Source organism: Streptomyces sp. NPDC049541 (genome assembly GCF_044465725.1).
Taxonomy (GTDB): Bacteria; Actinomycetota; Actinomycetes; order Streptomycetales; family Streptomycetaceae; genus Streptomyces.
This window is the reverse complement of record NZ_JBITLY010000005.1, coordinates 323,089-339,185: the sequence shown is the minus strand read 5'-3', so window position 1 is coordinate 339,185 and position 16,097 is coordinate 323,089. Positions and strand designations below refer to the sequence as shown.

At 71.0% G+C, this 16,097-nt stretch carries 17 protein-coding genes; 7 read left to right on the top strand and 10 right to left on the bottom strand.

The annotated features are described in order from the left end of the window. Positions 1–156: 156 nt before the first annotated feature. The 4 genes from ACIBW9_RS20880 to ACIBW9_RS20865 all read right to left on the bottom strand — a co-directional run bounded on the left by ACIBW9_RS20880 (position 157) and on the right by ACIBW9_RS20865 (position 4,456). A complete protein-coding gene (locus tag ACIBW9_RS20880) occupies positions 157–840 on the bottom strand; it encodes an ABC transporter ATP-binding protein (RefSeq protein ID WP_398957034.1) in 684 nt (227 codons plus the stop codon). Between the two features lie 260 nt (positions 841–1,100). Beyond that, entirely contained in the window at positions 1,101–2,531 is a 1,431-nt protein-coding gene (locus ACIBW9_RS20875) for an ABC transporter permease (protein WP_398957032.1), read from the bottom strand. Positions 2,532–2,668: 137 nt separating this feature from the next. Beyond that, positions 2,669–3,937, bottom strand: a complete 1,269-nt coding sequence (locus tag ACIBW9_RS20870) for an Ig-like domain-containing protein (protein WP_398957031.1) — start codon at positions 3,935–3,937, stop codon at positions 2,669–2,671. A 165-nt stretch (positions 3,938–4,102) separates the two neighbouring features. After that, positions 4,103–4,456: a hypothetical protein gene (locus ACIBW9_RS20865; RefSeq protein ID WP_398957029.1), complete on the bottom strand. Its 354-nt coding sequence runs from the start codon at positions 4,454–4,456 to the stop codon at positions 4,103–4,105. A gap of 109 nt (positions 4,457–4,565) precedes the next feature. On the opposite strand from ACIBW9_RS20865, the gene ACIBW9_RS20860 reads away from it, so the two are divergent. Together ACIBW9_RS20860 and ACIBW9_RS20855 are read left to right on the top strand one after the other, a co-directional pair. Further along, positions 4,566–4,880 carry a hypothetical protein gene (locus tag ACIBW9_RS20860; RefSeq protein WP_398957027.1) on the top strand — a complete coding sequence of 105 codons (315 nt, stop codon included), beginning with the start codon at positions 4,566–4,568 and terminating at the stop codon, positions 4,878–4,880. Positions 4,881–4,922: 42 nt separating this feature from the next. After that, a complete protein-coding gene (locus ACIBW9_RS20855; protein WP_398957025.1) occupies positions 4,923–5,735 on the top strand; it encodes a hypothetical protein in 813 nt (270 codons plus the stop codon). A 60-nt stretch (positions 5,736–5,795) separates the two neighbouring features. Here ACIBW9_RS20855 and hutH read toward each other — a convergent pair whose 3' ends face one another. From hutH to ACIBW9_RS20840, 3 genes are all read right to left on the bottom strand, one after another. Beyond that, positions 5,796–7,334, bottom strand: coding sequence for a histidine ammonia-lyase (hutH, locus tag ACIBW9_RS20850; RefSeq protein WP_398957643.1), 1,539 nt, complete (start codon positions 7,332–7,334; stop codon positions 5,796–5,798). A 176-nt stretch (positions 7,335–7,510) separates the two neighbouring features. After that, positions 7,511–8,698, bottom strand: a complete 1,188-nt coding sequence (locus tag ACIBW9_RS20845) for a diguanylate cyclase domain-containing protein (protein ID WP_398957023.1) — start codon at positions 8,696–8,698, stop codon at positions 7,511–7,513. A 170-nt stretch (positions 8,699–8,868) separates the two neighbouring features. Further along, a complete protein-coding gene (locus ACIBW9_RS20840; RefSeq protein WP_398957021.1) occupies positions 8,869–9,687 on the bottom strand; it encodes an enoyl-CoA hydratase/isomerase family protein in 819 nt (272 codons plus the stop codon). 175 nt (positions 9,688–9,862) lie between these two features. Between ACIBW9_RS20840 and ACIBW9_RS20835 the strand changes: the two genes are divergently transcribed. Continuing rightward, on the top strand, positions 9,863–10,417 hold the full coding sequence (locus ACIBW9_RS20835) for a hypothetical protein (protein ID WP_398957019.1): 555 nt from the start codon (positions 9,863–9,865) through the stop codon (positions 10,415–10,417). A gap of 110 nt (positions 10,418–10,527) precedes the next feature. On the opposite strand, the gene ACIBW9_RS20830 is transcribed toward ACIBW9_RS20835, so the two are convergent. Next, positions 10,528–11,643 carry an adenylate/guanylate cyclase domain-containing protein gene (locus tag ACIBW9_RS20830; protein ID WP_115906251.1) on the bottom strand — a complete coding sequence of 372 codons (1,116 nt, stop codon included), beginning with the start codon at positions 11,641–11,643 and terminating at the stop codon, positions 10,528–10,530. A gap of 100 nt (positions 11,644–11,743) precedes the next feature. Next, complete coding sequence (locus tag ACIBW9_RS20825; RefSeq protein ID WP_398957017.1) at positions 11,744–12,610, bottom strand: biotin--[acetyl-CoA-carboxylase] ligase; 867 nt, start codon at positions 12,608–12,610, stop codon at positions 11,744–11,746. Between the two features lie 111 nt (positions 12,611–12,721). On the opposite strand from ACIBW9_RS20825, the gene ACIBW9_RS20820 reads away from it, so the two are divergent. The 4 genes from ACIBW9_RS20820 (at position 12,722) to ACIBW9_RS20805 (ending at position 15,524) form a co-directional block, all read left to right on the top strand. Then, on the top strand, positions 12,722–14,314 hold the full coding sequence (locus ACIBW9_RS20820; RefSeq protein ID WP_398957015.1) for an acyl-CoA carboxylase subunit beta: 1,593 nt from the start codon (positions 12,722–12,724) through the stop codon (positions 14,312–14,314). Positions 14,315–14,322: 8 nt separating this feature from the next. Further along, on the top strand, positions 14,323–14,532 hold the full coding sequence (locus tag ACIBW9_RS20815) for an acyl-CoA carboxylase epsilon subunit (RefSeq protein ID WP_398957012.1): 210 nt from the start codon (positions 14,323–14,325) through the stop codon (positions 14,530–14,532). 188 nt (positions 14,533–14,720) lie between these two features. Further along, positions 14,721–14,849: a morphogenic membrane protein MmpB gene (gene mmpB, locus ACIBW9_RS20810; protein WP_344404440.1), complete on the top strand. Its 129-nt coding sequence runs from the start codon at positions 14,721–14,723 to the stop codon at positions 14,847–14,849. Positions 14,850–14,906: 57 nt separating this feature from the next. After that, positions 14,907–15,524 carry a Maf family protein gene (locus tag ACIBW9_RS20805; protein ID WP_398957009.1) on the top strand — a complete coding sequence of 206 codons (618 nt, stop codon included), beginning with the start codon at positions 14,907–14,909 and terminating at the stop codon, positions 15,522–15,524. On the opposite strand, the gene ACIBW9_RS20800 is transcribed toward ACIBW9_RS20805, so the two are convergent. Continuing rightward, on the bottom strand, positions 15,493–15,993 hold the full coding sequence (locus ACIBW9_RS20800) for a hypothetical protein (protein ID WP_398957007.1): 501 nt from the start codon (positions 15,991–15,993) through the stop codon (positions 15,493–15,495). The genes ACIBW9_RS20805 and ACIBW9_RS20800 overlap by 32 nt on opposite strands. Positions 15,994–16,097 lie beyond the last annotated feature (104 nt).

Here is a 16,097-nt window from a genome sequence, read left to right as displayed (position 1 = left end):
CGGCCGGGGGCGGTCCCGCACACATGAACGCGTGCACCCCCCGGAACACGCAGTATGCCGGGGGGTGATCAGGCACCTCAATAGTTGAGAGGAGGGTAAGAGCCGCCCCTGGGGACTGTTACGAGCCGGTCCCAGAGCCGTTACCTTCCCGCGCGGTCACGCGCCCGCGTTCTCCTTGACGGTGAGCTTGCCCTTGCGGATCGTCGCCAGCCGCGGGGCCTTCTTCGCGATCGCGGAGTCGTGGGTGACCATGATGAAGGTCAGCCCGAGCTCCTTCCACATGCGCTCCAGCACCTCCATGATCTCGTCACGCATCGACTCGTCGAGATTTCCGGTGGGTTCGTCGGCGAGCAGCACCTTCGGCTGCTTGACGAGTGCCCTGGCTATGGCGACGCGCTGCTGCTGTCCTCCGGACATCTCGCCGGGCAGGTGCCCCAGCCGCTCGCCGAGACCGACCGAGGTCAGCGCCTCGGCGGCCCGCTCGCGCCGCTCCTTCCCCCTCACCCCGAGGGGTACGAGAGCGGTTTCGACGTTCTCCTGGGCGGTGAGGGTGGGGATGAGGTTGAAGGACTGGAAGACGAAGCCGATGTTCTCGCTGCGGACGCTGGTGAGCTTCGCCTCGGAGAGCCTGGCCAAGTCCGTGCCGTCGAGGACGACTTCGCCGGAGGTGGGGCGGTCGAGACCGCCGAGCATCTGGAGGAGGGTGGACTTGCCGCCGCCGGTGGGGCCCTGGATGACCAGGCGGTCCCCGTCGGCGATGGAGAGGTCGACTCCGTCGAGGGCGTGGATGGTGTCCTTGCCTCGGGTGTAGCGCTTCGTGAGGTTTCTCAGCTCATACATGAGGTGACTCCTGGGTGGGTTCGGGGTGGTGCGCTGCGTGGTTTGCCTGCGGGTGAGTGGGGGCTTGTCGCGCAGTTCCCGCGCCCCTGAAAGCCGCTGCAGCCGCCGCAGGCGCGTAGCCGCCGTAGCTGCCGCAGTCGCTTAGCCGCCCTGGCTGCGGGCAGTCGTGCCGCTAGGGGCGGCTCCCGTCCCGAAGAGAGCGGCACCCCGCCGGCGCGGGCCGAGCACACCCGCCCTTGCCCAGCCCCAGCCGACATCAGCTACTCGACGCGCCTCAGCGCATCCGCCGGACGGAGCCGAGACGCCCGCCAGCCGCCGAACGCCCCCGCGATCAGACCGCCCGCCACCGCAAGAGCCACCGCCAGCACGATCGTCGTCACGCTCACCGGCGCCGTCAGCGCAACCTCCAGCGTCCTCGCCGCCCGCCGCCCGGGCCCCCCGAAGCCGCCCCCGGGGCCACCGCCCCCCAACTGCGCCTGCAGCGTGGGGCTGACGCTGGTCACGGCGTACGCCCCCGCCAGGCCCAGCGCGATCCCCAGCACACCGCCCAGCAACCCGTTGACCATGGCTTCGCCGACGACCTGCCGGGTCACCCGCCCCGACTTCCACCCCAGCGCCTTCAGCGTGCCGAACTCCCGCACCCGTCGCGAAACGGCAGCGGACGTCAGCAGCCCCGCCACCAGGAACGCGGCCACCAGCACGGCGATCGACAGCCACTTGCCGACATTCGTGGCGAGGGACGAGGCCGTGGACAGCGACCCGGACACCGTCTTCGCGAGGTCGGTGGACGTCGTGACCGTCGTACCCGGGACGTTCTTCTGGATGGTCGACTTGACGGAGTCGATCTGCTGGGAGTCGGTCGCCTTGACGTAGACCGTCGTGATCTTGTTCTTCTCGCCGGCCAGCGACTGCGCCTGCTGGAGCGGGACGTACAGGTTGGCCGCCGCGTCCCCGCTGTCCGCCGTCGCGATGCCGATCACCGTGAACTTGACGTTCTTGATGGTGACGGTCGAACCGACCTTGTACTTCTTCTCCTTGGCGTACGCGGAGTCCGCCACGACGACCTTGGCGTCGGTCTCGGTCGACTTGAAGGTACGGCCGCTGGTGATCTTCGACGAGGTCAGCGGGCCGAGCGCGGTCTTCGTGACGTCGGTGCCGTACACCGTGTACTGGTTGATGTCGAAGTCGGCGCCGCCGCCCCGCACCTGGCCCTGCGGCTGCCCGTTGCCGCCGCCCGCGCCGCGGCCGCCCGCGGAGTTCTGGTTCTGCTGGAACTGCCCTTGGGTGAACTGGCCGTTGACCTTCACCACGTTGAGGCTCAGCCCGCCCACCGCGGACGAGACGCCCTTCTGGTCCGCGACCTTGGTGACGGTCGAGGAGGCCAGGGTCGTGAAGCCCTGCACCAGGACCCGGTCGCTGCTCTGCGTCGAGTCGTCGCCGTCGCCCCGCGCGTCGAACTGGAAGCGCGGGCGCTGGGAGTCGCCCGCCGTCGGCGTCGCCGCCTTGGTGACCGTCATGTCCGTGCCCAGCCCGTACAGCGACTGGAGGACCTTGTCCTGCGCCCTGCCCATGCCGGACGACACGGAGCTGACCACGATGACGAGCGCGATGCCGAGGGCAAGACCGGAGGCGACGACGAGGGCCGCCTTTCTGCGGCGGCGCAGTTCGCGCCTCAGGTAGGTGAAGAACATGCGCCGCAAGCTAGGGACGCCCCGTGATGACTCGATAAGGCCCCCATAAGAGCTGCATGAGAACGCTGTGCAGGGGCCCGGAAACACCGAAGCCGCCCCTGGGGGGCGGCTTCGGAGAGCTGTGAACCGACGGTGGGTCAGATGGCCGAACCGGCCTTCCAGTCCGCCCAGCTCAGGTTCCAGCCGTTGAGGCCGTTGTCCGGCTGGACGATCTTGTCGCCGGTGTGGGAGACGACCACGACGTCACCGACGATCGAGTGGCTGTACATCCAGTAGCCCGGCGTGCTGGTGTCGTTGGCGCCCTTGGTGTCCGAGAGGCCCACGCAGCCGTGGCTGGTGTTCACCGAGCCGAAGATGGACTTCGCGCCCCAGTAGTTGCCGTGCAGGAAGGTGCCGGAGTTGGTGAGCCGGATGGCGTGCGGCACGTCCTTGATGTCGTACTCGGCCTTGCCGTCGTTGTCCGTGAAGCCGACGGTCGTGCCGTTCATGCGCGTCTGCTTGTACTTCTCGGACATCACCATGATGCCGTTGTACGTCGTGTGCTCCGGCGAACCGGCCGAGATCGGGATGGTCTTGATGACCTTGCCGTCCTGCGTGACCTTCATCTGCTTGGTCTTGGCGTCGACGTACGAGACCTGGTTGCGGCCGATGTGGAAGGTGACCGTCTTCTGCTGCACACCGTAGACACCGGAGGCGCCCTGGACACCGTCGAGCGCGAGCTTCAGCGTGACGGTGGAGTTCTCCTTCCAGTAGTTCTCGGGGCGGAAGTCGAGGCGGTTGGCGCCGAACCAGTGTCCGACGACCTCCTGGCCGCTGCTGGAGGAGACCGTGATGCCCTTCTGGACCGCGGCCTTGTTGGTGATCGCCTTGTCGAAGTTGATCGACACCGGCATGCCCACGCCGACGGTCGAGCCGTTCTCCGGCGTGAAGCTGCCTATGAAGCTGTGGGCCGGGGCGACCGTGGTGAACGAGGCGTTCTCGTGCGCGACGCGACCGGCGGAGTCCTTCGCCACCGCCGCGACCTTGTAGGTGGTCGAGCGCTCCAGCTGGGCGTTCGGCTTCCAGCTGGTCTTGTCGGCGGAGAGCGTGCCGGCGACGGCGGTGCCGCTCTCGGTCGTCATGGTCACGCCCGTGAGCGTGCCCTTGCTGACGGTGACGGCCGCGGAGTTGTTGATGGAGGCGTTGTCGGAGCCGTCCTTCGGCGTGATCTTGATATCCGCCTCGGACGCCTTCTGGGCCGCCGCCTCGTCGGCCTTGGCCTGCGAGGTGTCCTTGCCCTTGCCGCCGGAGGCGTCGTCGCCGCCACCGCCGGAACAGGCCGAGAGCACCAGAACCCCGCCGAGCAGTGCGGACGCGACCGTCAGGCCCCTGCGCCGCTTACTGTTCGTCATCACACGCTTCTCCATTGTCGCCGTATCCCCAAAAAGCCCCGAGAGTCACCGTCAACGAACTTCAACGCTACGGCCGGTTGATCCCGTTCCACATATGCCGCAGGTGTGGGGCACACCACGTCGGAGACGAAGAAACCCCGGACGGCGATCGCCACCCGGGGTCACGTTTTCCCAAGCCGCTCAGGAGACGCGGCCGGCCCCCTCGTCTTCGTCGTCCTCGGCCACATCATCCTCGTCCAGGTCCCAATCCGGCGAATCGGGGTCGTAGTCGATGGGCTCGCTCGACCAGGAGGCCTGCGCGAGGTCGACCCCCGGCACCTCGCTCACCAGGTCGAACGGGTCGATGAGAGAAGCCAGGGCCTCCGCCGTGTCTTCCGTCACAGCACCTTCGGCGTGCGCCCGCTCGTCGGCCGGCATGTCGGCGTCGTCGGCGAGGCGCCGCAGCGCCGCCTTGGTCAGTTCGCCGGCATCCTCGATTTCGAGGACGAGTTCCACCCGAAGGCGGACAAAACGTGATGTCTCTTCAGTGTTCATGTCCGGAGCGTAAGGCCCGGGGCTCCCGTGACTTTCCTGTGACCCGCGCCTTTCACTAACATCGCCCCACACGGCCAATTCGCCAGCGCCACAAGGGGATCGATATTCCGTGTCATCCGCTCGACGTCCGTTGCTGACCGCCACCGCCGCAGGCACCGTCCTGTGCGCCCTGTGGTTCGTTCCCTCCGCCAAGGCGACCGGGGAAGAACCGGCGGCAAGAGCGTCGGCGCCGGCCCCGACCTCGCAGGTCACAGCGCAGGCGCGAGCCGTCTCGGAGAGCACGGACAGCTCCGGCACCGAGGCCCAACTCGCCGACACGGGAAGCCCCGACACCACTCCGTACCTCATCGGCGGCACCGTCTTCCTCGGGATCGGCGCCGGATTCGTGGCGTATTCGGTGCGTCGCGAACGCCTCGGTTTTTGAATTCGCTTGACGTTTCCTTGACGCCACCTTCATAGTCCGCGCATGAAGAGATCATCGAGGGTGCGTACGGGCGCCACGGCTGCCGTGGGCGTGCTGTCGCTCACCCTCATCACGGGTTGCGGCGGGAATTCGGACGACTCCAAGGGCTCCGGCTCCACGGACTCGTCCTCCTCGCCGACTGCGGCCGCGAAGGCGCTCAGCGCGGCCGAGCTGAAGAAGCTCATCATCAGCCGGGCGGACCTCGACGGCTACGACGTCAAGCCCGCGGACACCGGCGGCAAGTTCGCCGCGTCCAAGGACCAGGTGAAGGTGGCCGACGCCAAGTGCGCACCGCTCGCCTACGTCCTCACCGGCTTCGCGCCGGGCGACACGAGCGCGTACGTCAACCGGATGGCCACGGAGAAGAGCGACAGGCCCACCCCGACGGGCACCTCCGACAAGGACCTCGACGCCGCGATGAACGGCCTTCAGGACGTCCTGGAGTCCAAGTTGACGATCGTCTCGCTGTCCTCGTACGACGGCGACGGCGCCCAGGACACGATGAAGTCCGTGTCGGACGCGGTGAGCGGCTGCGCGAACGGCTTCACGGTCTCGGCCAAGGGCCAGGACACCCAGAAGTTCACGAAGGTCGCCGAGGAGAAGTCCTCCGGCAGCGGTGACGAGTCGGTGGCGTTCGCCGTGACCAGCAGGGCCGACGGCGACACGACGACGGTGCACGGCGAGGTGGTGCGGCACGGCTCCACGGTCGCCACCTACTACTCGATCAGCCTGGCGGCTCTGGCCGGCAAGCAGGACAAGTACGGCGTCCCCGCCGAGATCGTCAAGGCGCAGGCGGCCAAGCTCGCCCAGAGCTGACACACGGGGAGGGCCGCCGCCGGGGGGGAACGGCGGCGGCCCTCGTACCTACCGGAGCGGTCAGGCGAGCGGTCCCGTCACTCGCTCCACCGCGGCGACCAGGTGCCCCTCGCGCACGAACGCGTCCGCGGCGGCGAGGTCGGGCGCCAGGAACCGGTCCGGGCCGGGGCCCTGCACCCCCGCCGCGCGTGCGGCCGTGATGGCGGCCTGCGAGGCGGGCGCCGGGGCCAGGCCCTCGCGCAGCTCGATGGCGCGGGTGGCGGCGTACAGCTCGATGGCGATCACCCGCGTGAGGTTGCCGACGGCCGTACGGAGCTTGCGGGCGGCGGACCAGCCCATGGAGACGTGGTCCTCCTGCATGGCGGAGGAGGGGATCGAGTCCGCGGACGCCGGTACCGCCAGCCGCTTCATCTCGCTGACCAGCGCGGCCTGCGTGTACTGGGCGATCATCAGCCCCGAGTCGACACCCGCGTCGTCGGCCAGGAACGGCGGCAGGCCGTGGCTGCGGTTCTTGTCCAGCAGCCGGTCGGTGCGCCGCTCGGCGATCGAGGCGAGGTCCGCGGCGGCGATGGCGAGGAAGTCCAGGACGTACGCCACCGGGGCGCCGTGGAAGTTGCCGTTGGACTCCACGCGCCCGTCGGGCAGTACGACCGGGTTGTCCACGGCCGAGGCCAGCTCGCGCTCGGCGACCAGCCGGGCGTGCGCCAAGGTGTCCCGTCCGGCGCCGGCGACCTGCGGGGCGCAGCGCACCGAGTAGGCGTCCTGGACGCGCGGCGCGTCGTCCTGGTGGTGCCCGGTGAGCTCCGAACCCTTCAGTACCGCCAGCATGTTGGCGGCGGAGGCGCCCTGCCCGGGGTGCGGGCGGATGGCGTGCAGCTCGGGGGCGAGCACCTTGTCCGTGCCGAGCAGCGCCTCGAGGGACAGGGCGGCCGTGATGTCGGCGGACTTGTAGAGGGCGTCCAGGTCGGCGAGGGCCATGACCAGCATGCCGAGCATGCCGTCGGTGCCGTTGAGAAGGGCGAGGCCCTCCTTCTCGCGCAGTTCGACGGGGGCGATCCCGTGCTCCGCAAGCAGCTCGCCGGCGGGACGCACGACCCCGTCCGGCCCTTCCGCCTCCCCCTCGCCCATGAGGGTGAGGGCGCAGTGGGACAGGGGTGCGAGGTCACCGGAGCAGCCGAGGGAGCCGTACTCGTGGACGACGGGGGTGATCCCGGCGTTGAGCACGTCGGCCATGGTCTGCGCGACCTCGGGCCGCACGCCCGTGTGCCCCGAGCAGACGGTCTTGAGCCGCAGGAACATCAGGGCCCGTACGACTTCCCGCTCCACCCGCGGCCCGAGGCCGGCGGCGTGCGAGCGGACGATGTTGCGCTGCAGCTGAGCGCGGAGTTCCGGGCTGATGTGCCGGGTCGCCAGGGCGCCGAAGCCGGTGCTGACGCCGTAGACGGGCTCGGGCTTGGCCGCCAGCGCGTCCACGATCTCCCGGGCGGCGGCCAGGGCCGCCACTGCCTCCGCGGAAAGCTCGACCCGGGCACCGCCGCGCGCCACGGCAAGAACGTCGGACGCGGTCACCCCGGACGTCCCCACCACCACAGTGTGCATATCCATATTCAGGAGCGTACGCAGTGAAGACGAAGATGTCACTACCGGGTTGCCAGTAGACCCCTTACACGCCGGTCACCTCTCGGCCCCCGGTCGGGCCATGGCCTTTCAGCCCGTCATGGGGGTCCCCCCGCTCGAGCGAAGCCGACAGTGGGGGAGTTTGAGGACGAGGCCGTTCAGGCCGATCGGGGGTCTGGGGGCGGAGCCCCCGGCACGTCCTTCCGGGCTCCCCGGAACCGCCGGCGCTCCGCAGGACCCTGCGGCGACGGCTCGTCGGCCAGCCGCACCACGGGGTCGTCGGGCCCCGCCCGCCCCGCGACCACGGGACTGCTCGCGCGGAGCGCCTTCGCCCGGTACTGGGCCGCGTCCGCCAGCCGGAACAGCCGCCGGGCCGACCGCACGGGCCCGATGGGGTCCCCGGTGGAAGCGACCCCGCAGGCGACCCCGTCGCCGAGTTCCAACTCGGCGGCGCGGCGGCAGAGTTCGTCGGCCGCCTTGACGGCCTCGTCGGCGGACGGGCCGACCGAGAGCAGACAGAACTCGTCGCCACCGAGGCGGGCGGCGAGCGTACCGGGGAGCATCGCGCCGCACAGGGAGAGGACGGAACCGAAACGCTCCAGGAGACGGTCGCCGACAGCGTGCCCCTGGGTGTCGTTGACGTGCTTGAGGCCGTTGAGGTCGCAGACGACGAGGCTGACGACCGTGCCGTCCGCGCGGTGCCGCTCGACGGCCTCGTCCAGCTTCGCGTCGACGGCACGGCGATTGGCGAGACCGGTCAGGGCGTCGGTGTAGGCGAGCCGCCGCACCTCCTCCAGCCGCTCGGCCTGCGCGATCCCGGCGGCGACGACAGCGGCCAGGACGGTCGCGAAGTCGGCGTCGCCCCGGTCGAAGACGGGAGCCCCGGCAGGGCGGGCCACGTAGAGCTCCCCCCACGCGCGCCCGTGCAGCACGATCGGGGCGACGACACAGCACCCGCGGCCCCGGCGGCGCAGGGCGGCGACCCGCTGGTGGAGGTATCCGGGGCGGCCGCCCGCCGCGGGCCCCTGCGCCGTCTCGACCCAGGCGTCGGGCTCGCCGCCGCCAGCCCACCGCTCGTGCAGGAACTCGGTGATCTCGGGGAACTGGTGCACGGGGTACGACTCGTCCTCCGGGAACTCCTCCTCCCCCTCCGCCCGCTCCCCCACGTTGGCGAGGACCCGCAGCCGGCCGAGCTCCCGCTCCCACACCGACAGGGCGGCGAAGCTCCCGCCGAGCGCACGGCACCCCCCGGCCGCCGCCGCCCGCCACGCCTCGCGCGAGCCGTGGGCCGCGGCCATGCCCTGCGCCAGCGCGACGACCGCTGCCAGACGTTTGTCCTCACCCATTACTCCAGGTTAGGGAGGTTTCCAGCGGTTTGTTCTATTGATACGGCGGTGGGGTGACCGGCCCCTGGGGGCGCTGCCCCCAGACCCCCGTGTCGGCCTGAACGGCCTCGTCCTCAAACTCCCCCACTCTCGGCTTCGCTCGAGCGGGGGGACCCCCATGACGGGCTGGTTCACTCGCCCGGCCACACCGGCTTCCGCTTCTCGTTGAACGCCGCCACACCCTCCGCCCGGTCCCCTGAGAACGCCACCGACCGCCATGCCGCGTCCTCGACCTCGAGCCCGGCGCGCAGGTCGAGCCCGTGCCCGAGGCGCAGTGCGCGCTTGGCGGCCCGCAGGCCGACCGGGGAGTTCACGGCGATGCGCGCGGCCAGCTCCAGCGCCGCCTCGCGGTCGCGTCCCTCCTCCACCAGCTCGTCCACGAGCCCCAACTCCCGTGCCTCCGCTGCCTGCAGCCGCCGTGCGGTGAAGATGAGCTCGGCGGCCCGCGCGGCCCCCACCCGGCGGGGCAGCAGTTGCGTACCGCCGCCGCCCGGGATGACGCCCACGGACACCTCCGGCAGCCCCACCACCGCCGTACGGTCGGCCACGATCAGGTCGCACGACAGCGCCAGCTCGAAGCCCCCGCCCAGGGCGAACCCGTGCACCGCCGCGATCGTCGGCACCGGCAGCTCCAGGACCCCGGTGTAGGCGGCCCGCGCGACCGGCCGCTGCCGGAGCAGATCGGCGTCGGTGAAGGAGTTGCGCTCCTTGAGGTCGGCCCCGACGCAGAACGCCCGCTCGTGCGTGGACGTCACCACGACCACCCGTACGTCACGGTCCGCGGCGAGTGCCGTGCAGGCCCCGGCGATCGACCGCGCCATCTCGCTCGACACGGCGTTCATGGCCTTGGGCCGGTCGAGAACGAGCTCCGCGACATGCCCGGCGTCCCCGACACCCTCGTCGCCGTGTCGCCGCACCACCACGAACTCCCCGAACCGCTCCTCACCCATGACACCCTCCGGTTAACGCGGGTTAACAACCGTCGGCCCGATCATTGCAGGGTTTCGTTCCGTTGTCCCCGTTCGGGTGACATCCCGCCCAACTCCCGCCACACCGCCCACGGGAGCGCATACGGTGCGTCCGCCACGGCGCGCAGGGGAGCGCGGGCGCAAAGGGGGAGGGGACATGATGACGGTGACGGCGGAAACATCGATGAGGCGCGGCCGGCATCGCAGGCCCCGCCCGCGCAAACTGCTGTTCGCCGTCAGCGGCCTGGCCCTGGCCGCGGGCGCCCTGAGCCTCGTCCGGATGGCCCCGGATCCGGGAAGCGCGGGTCTCGGAACCACGGAGGCGGACCCCCAGCAGGATCCGGCCACCGACACCGACCAGTCGACCACCACCGTCGCCGCTGCAGAGACGGCACCCCGGGTGAGCCCGTCGGCGACGTACCCGATGGGCGGCGCGAACACGACGCCGACGGTGCCTTCCACCCTCGTACGGCCCGAAATGGCAGCCCCGTCACCGAGTGTGGCGCCCACTGCGGGCACCACAACCATCCCGGTCACACCGAACACCCCGGCGCCCACGACCACTCAGCAGCCGCCTGCGCCGACGCCCTCCGCCCCCCAGCCGCGTGAGACACACGGCAGCACCACACCCCCACCGCCGCCGCAGCCGGGCGAGACCGGCCTGTGCGTGCCGGCAATCGGCCTGTGCCTAGGCTCACTCACCGCCGGGTGAGGAGTGCGCCCCAAAGGGGCGCGGGGAACTGCGCGACCAGCCACAACGAAGCCGCAGCCGAAAAGGAGCCCACGCGGCGGAGCCGCACATCGGGCACACCGGCGGGGCGCTCAGCCCCGCCGCGTGAGCAGCCACGGCTCAACGACACCAAGCCCCCGCACCGGCCGCTGCCACATCGGCTGCAGCGCGAACCGGTACACCGGCGGCTCCTCGCCCTCCTTCTCCGCCGCGGCAGCCGCTTCGGCCGCCTCGGCCTCGGAGGCCGGTGCCTCCCCGGTGCGGATCAGCTCCTGGGCGAAGTCGGCGTCGACCAGGACGGCGTCCCGCGGGGCTATCGACGTCAGCCGTGAGGCCAGGTTCACCGTCGTACCGAAGACATCGCCCATACGAGTGGTCACCGTGCCGAAGGCGATGCCGACGCGCAGCTCGGGCATCGTCTCGTCGTTCGCCATGGTCTCTATGAGACGCAGCGCGATCTCGGCGGCGATCCCGGCGTCGTCGGCCGCGTAGAGCACCTCGTCGCCCAGCGTCTTGACCAGCCGGCCGCCGTGCGCGGCGACCAGGTCGGCGGCGGTGGTCTCGAAGGCCTCGACGAGTTCGCCGAGTTCCTCCTCCTCCATGCGGCGGGTCAGACGGGTGAAGCCCACCAGGTCCGCGAAGCCGACGGCCAGCCGCCGGTCGACCATCTCCTCGTCGTCGGCGGCCTGCACCACCCGCCCGGCGGAGGCGGCGAGCTGGCGCCGCCAGACGTAGACGAGGAACTCCTCCAGCTCGGGCAGGAGCAGTTCGACGATCGGGTACGTGACCTCGGTGCGGGTCATTCCGGGCTCCGGGGGCTCGGTGAGGCCCTCCAGGAAGGAGTCGATCTGCCACTCGGCGAGCCGGGCGGTGGTCTGGCCGGTGGACCGGGCCACCTGCACCGCCATCGCCTCGCTCAGCAGCCCGGCCTCGACGAGACCGGACAGGCGGCGCAGCGCGAGCACGTCAGCCTCGGTGAGCGCCTTGGCCTGCCCGATGTCGGCGAAGCCCATGGCCCGCCAGAAGCGGGTGGCCAGCTCCACCGAGACGCCCGCGCTGCGGGCCGCCTGAAAGGGGGTGTAGCGTCGCTCCGCGCCGAGGATCAGGTGCTCGAGACGCAGGGCGAGCGGGTCCTCGCCGGGATCGGCGGCGTGGGGGTCCACCCGGCCGTCCGCGCCCGTGCCGGAGCCCGTGTCGTCGACGGTCACGCCTGCTGCCCTTCCGATCTGCCACGGTCAGGTATCGACCGGCCTCAACTGTACGGCAGGTGTGCGGTAGCTCACTCCGTTCGGGCGCCGGCAGGGGTGGTCACCCCTGTGCCGGTCGCAAGTGAACGACGTCTCCCGCACCCACCGGTTCCTGCACCCCGTCCGCCGTGGCGATCACCAGCCTTCCGTCGCCGTCCACCGCCACCGCCTCCCCGGTGATCGAACGGTCGCCCGGCAGCTCCGCCCGCACCGTCCTGCCCAGCGTCGCGCAGCCCGCCGCGTACGTCTCCTGCAGGCCGCTGACCGACGGATCGCCGCCCGCCTCGCGCCAGCGCCCGTACCACTCCTCCAGGGACCGCAGCACGGCCCTGAGCAGGGGGTCGCGGTCGGTGCTCACCGCTCCGGCGAGGGCCAGCGAGCCCGCCTGCGGCACCGGCAGCTCGGCCTCCCGCAGGGTGACGTTGATGCCGACCCCGATGACCACGCCGTCGTCCCCGGCCCGCTCGGCGAGGATGCCGCCGGCCTTGCGTTCCTCGCCGCCGATGGAAACAAGCAGGTCGTTGGGCCACTTGAGTGCCGTGTCGACGCCCGCGGAGCGGGACAGGCCGGTCGCCACGGCGACCCCGGTGAGGAGCGGCAGCCAGCCCCAGCGGGCGACCGGCACCCCGGCGGGTTTCAGCAGCACGGAGAAGAAGAGGCCGGAGCGGGCCGGTGCCGTCCACTGGCGGTCCAGGCGGCCCCGCCCGGAGGTCTGCTCCTCGGCGACCAGGACGTACCCCTCGCCGGCCTTGCCCGCGCCCGCCAGGGCGACCAGGTCGGAGTTGGTGGAGCCGGTGCTGCGCACCACCTCCACCTCGCGCCACAGCCCGCCCTCCTGCACGAGCCCGCGCCGCAGCGCGGTGGCGTTGAGCGGAGGCCGGTCCAGGTCGGACCAGCGGCTGTCGTCTGAAGCATCTCGCGGCGTCATGCAAGCCACCCTAGGTGTGTGAAACGCCGCACTGCTGATTCGTAGCGCCACCACTACTCTACGGATGAGTAACCGTCCCCCCTTTTGAGCAGGCAGGGAGCCGCGATCCCGATGTCCGAGCCGGAAGAGATCGATATCCACACCACCGCGGGCAAGCTCGCGGATCTCCAGCGTCGTATCGAGGAAGCGACGCACGCCGGCTCCGCACGCGCCGTCGAAAAACAGCACGCCAAGGGCAAGTTGACGGCCCGTGAGCGCATCGAGCTCCTCCTCGACGAAGGCTCCTTCGTCGAGCTGGACGAGTTCGCCCGGCACCGGTCGACGAACTTCGGTCTGGAGAACAACCGCCCGTACGGGGACGGCGTGGTGACCGGTTACGGCACCGTCGACGGCCGCCCGGTCGCGGTCTTCTCCCAGGACTTCACCGTCTTCGGCGGCGCCCTCGGCGAGGTCTACGGCCAGAAGATCGTCAAGGTGATGGACTTCGCGCTGAAGACCGGCTGTCCGGTCATCGGCATCAACGACTCCGGCGGCGCCCGCATCCAGGAGGGGGTCGCCTCCCTCGGCGCGTACGGCGAGATCTTCCGCCGCAACACCCACGCCAGCGGTGTCATCCCGCAGATCAGCCTGGTCGTCGGCCCGTGCGCGGGCGGCGCGGTCTACTCCCCCGCGATCACCGACTTCACGGTCATGGTCGACCAGACCTCGCACATGTTCATCACCGGCCCCGACGTCATCAAGACGGTCACCGGCGAGGACGTCGGCTTCGAGGAGCTGGGCGGCGCCCGCACCCACAACTCCGCCTCCGGCGTGGCCCACCACATGGCCGGCGACGAGAAGGACGCCATCGAGTACGTCAAGCAGTTGCTGTCGTACCTGCCGTCCAACAACCTCTCCGAGGCCCCGGTCTTCCCGGAGGAGGCGGACCTGGCGGTCACCGCCGAGGACCTCGAGCTGGATGCGATCGTGCCGGACAGCGCGAACCAGCCGTACGACATGCACACGGTGATCGAACACATCCTGGACGACGCCGAGTTCTTCGAGACGCAGCCGCTGTTCGCGCCGAACATCCTCACCGGGTTCGGGCGGGTGGAGGGCCACCCGGTCGGCATCGTCGCCAACCAGCCGATGCAGTTCGCGGGCTGCCTCGACATCGACGCGAGCGAGAAGGCCGCGCGCTTCGTGCGCACGTGCGACGCCTTCAACATCCCGGTCATCACCTTCGTCGACGTGCCGGGCTTCCTCCCCGGCGTCGACCAGGAGCACACCGGCATCATCCGCCGCGGCGCCAAGCTGATCTACGCCTACGCCGAGGCGACCGTCCCGCTGATCACGGTCATCACCCGCAAGGCCTTCGGCGGCGCCTACGACGTCATGGGCTCCAAGCACCTCGGCGCGGACCTCAACCTCGCCTGGCCGACCGCCCAGATCGCCGTCATGGGCGCCCAGGGCGCGGTCAACATCCTGCACCGCCGCACCATCGCGGAGGCGGAGGCCGCCGGAGACGTCGAGGCGACCCGCGCCCGGCTGATCCAGGAGTACGAGGACGCCCTCCTCAACCCCTACATCGCGGCCGAGCGCGGCTACATCGACTCGGTGATCATGCCGTCCGACACCCGCCGGCACGTCGTACGCGGCCTGCGTCAGCTGCGCACCAAGCGGGAATCCCTGCCCCCGAAGAAGCACGGCAACATCCCCCTCTAGGAGCCGCCATGACGATCAAGGTCGTACGGGGCAACCCGACCCCGGAGGAGCTGGCCGCCGCCCTGGCGGTGGTCCGAGCCCGCGCCGCGGCGGAGGCATCGGTCCCGCCGGGCGCACCACGAGACAGGGACTCCTGGTCCGACCCGGCCCGGATTGCCGGCCACCGCCTGCCCCAGCCGGGGCCGACGGCATGGAGCCGTACCTACTGGCCGGCGTAACGGCTTTTTGCTTCCAGGGGCGCGGGGCCTGCGCATCTCCTGGGTTCGCGGGGAACTGCGCGTTCTTAGGGGCGCGGGGAACTGCGCGACAAGCCCCCACCGGCCCGCAGACGAACAACAACGTCTGCGGGCCAAGTTGAGTACGCGTACTCAGGCCACGCCCCCCGCCCCAGCCCCACGCTGGTGGCATGCTGTGGTCCGACCCCGAGAACGAGCCCCCCAAGGAACTCCGCGACATGCAGGAGATGCTGCGGCGGCTCGGCCTCCTCATGGCGCTGGCCATGATCCTCGCGATGGTCGTGATCGGCCTGCGGTGACCCCGCCGCATCGATGTGCGGCTCCGCCGCCCCGCACCGCGCGGCTACGCTGACCGCATGACAGACGCGCCCCGCCGCCTCATCCTCGCCTCCCAGTCCCCCGCCCGGCTGAACCTCCTGCGCCAGGCAGGCCTCACGCCGGAGGTGATCGTCAGCGGCGTGGACGAGGACGCCGTGACCGCCCCCACCCCCTCCGAGCTCGCCCTCGCCCTCGCGGAGGCCAAGGCTTCCGTCGTCGCCGCCAGGCCGGAGGCGCACGGCGCCCTGGTGATCGGCTGCGACTCCGTGCTGGAGCTGGACGACCAGGCCCTGGGCAAGCCCGCGGACGCCGAGGAGGCCACGGCCCGCTGGAAGTCGATGCGCGGCCGGACGGGCATCCTGCAGACGGGGCACTGCGTCTGGGACACGGCGAACAAGCGGTACGCGTCCGGCACCGCCTCCACCGTCGTCCGCTTCGGCGAGCCCTCGGACGAGGAGATCGCCGCCTACGTGGCCTCCGGCGAACCCCTCCACGTCGCGGGGGCGTTCACGCTCGACGGCCGCAGCGCGCCGTTCATCGAGGGCATCGACGGCGACCACGGCAATGTGATCGGCATCAGCCTCCCCCTCGTCCGCCGGCTCCTCGCCCAACTGGGTGTCGGCATCACGGAGTTGTGGGCGCCGGCGGAGAGCTGACGGGGGATCCGCCGTCGCCCTTGCTGCCGTCGTTCTCGGGGCCGGGTGCCGCGGGCGGGGCCGCGTCCGCGGGTTCGGCCGGGCTGTCGTACGTCATCAGGAGCAGCACGATGAGGGCGAGCACGACCACCATGAACAGGAACGCGGTCCAGCCCACCAGCCCCCACACGAAGGCCCCCAGCAGCCCGTGCACGACCGCAACGCTGATCAGCAGGATGCGTCCGAAGCCGGCCGGCGGGCGGTTGCGGATCGCCACGAGGAGCGCGACCAGGCCGCACAGGGCGAAGTAGAGGCCGAAGACGACGCCGCCGATCTTCGAGGACGCCGCCATCATGTCGGGGTCGAGGCCGGCCAGCGACATGTCCTGCCGGTCGACGACGACCCCCAGGAACCAGTTCAGCGCCGCGAGGCCGAACGCCTCCGCGAAGAGCACGACCGCCACGACCCACGCCACCGGTCTGCGCACCACCGGGCCCACCCACTTTCGACTGCCGCCCGAGGGGGTCGGCCAAGGCTGCTGCTACCTCGAGTACGTACGAGACATCGTGAACGCTACTAACGGGTAAACCTCGG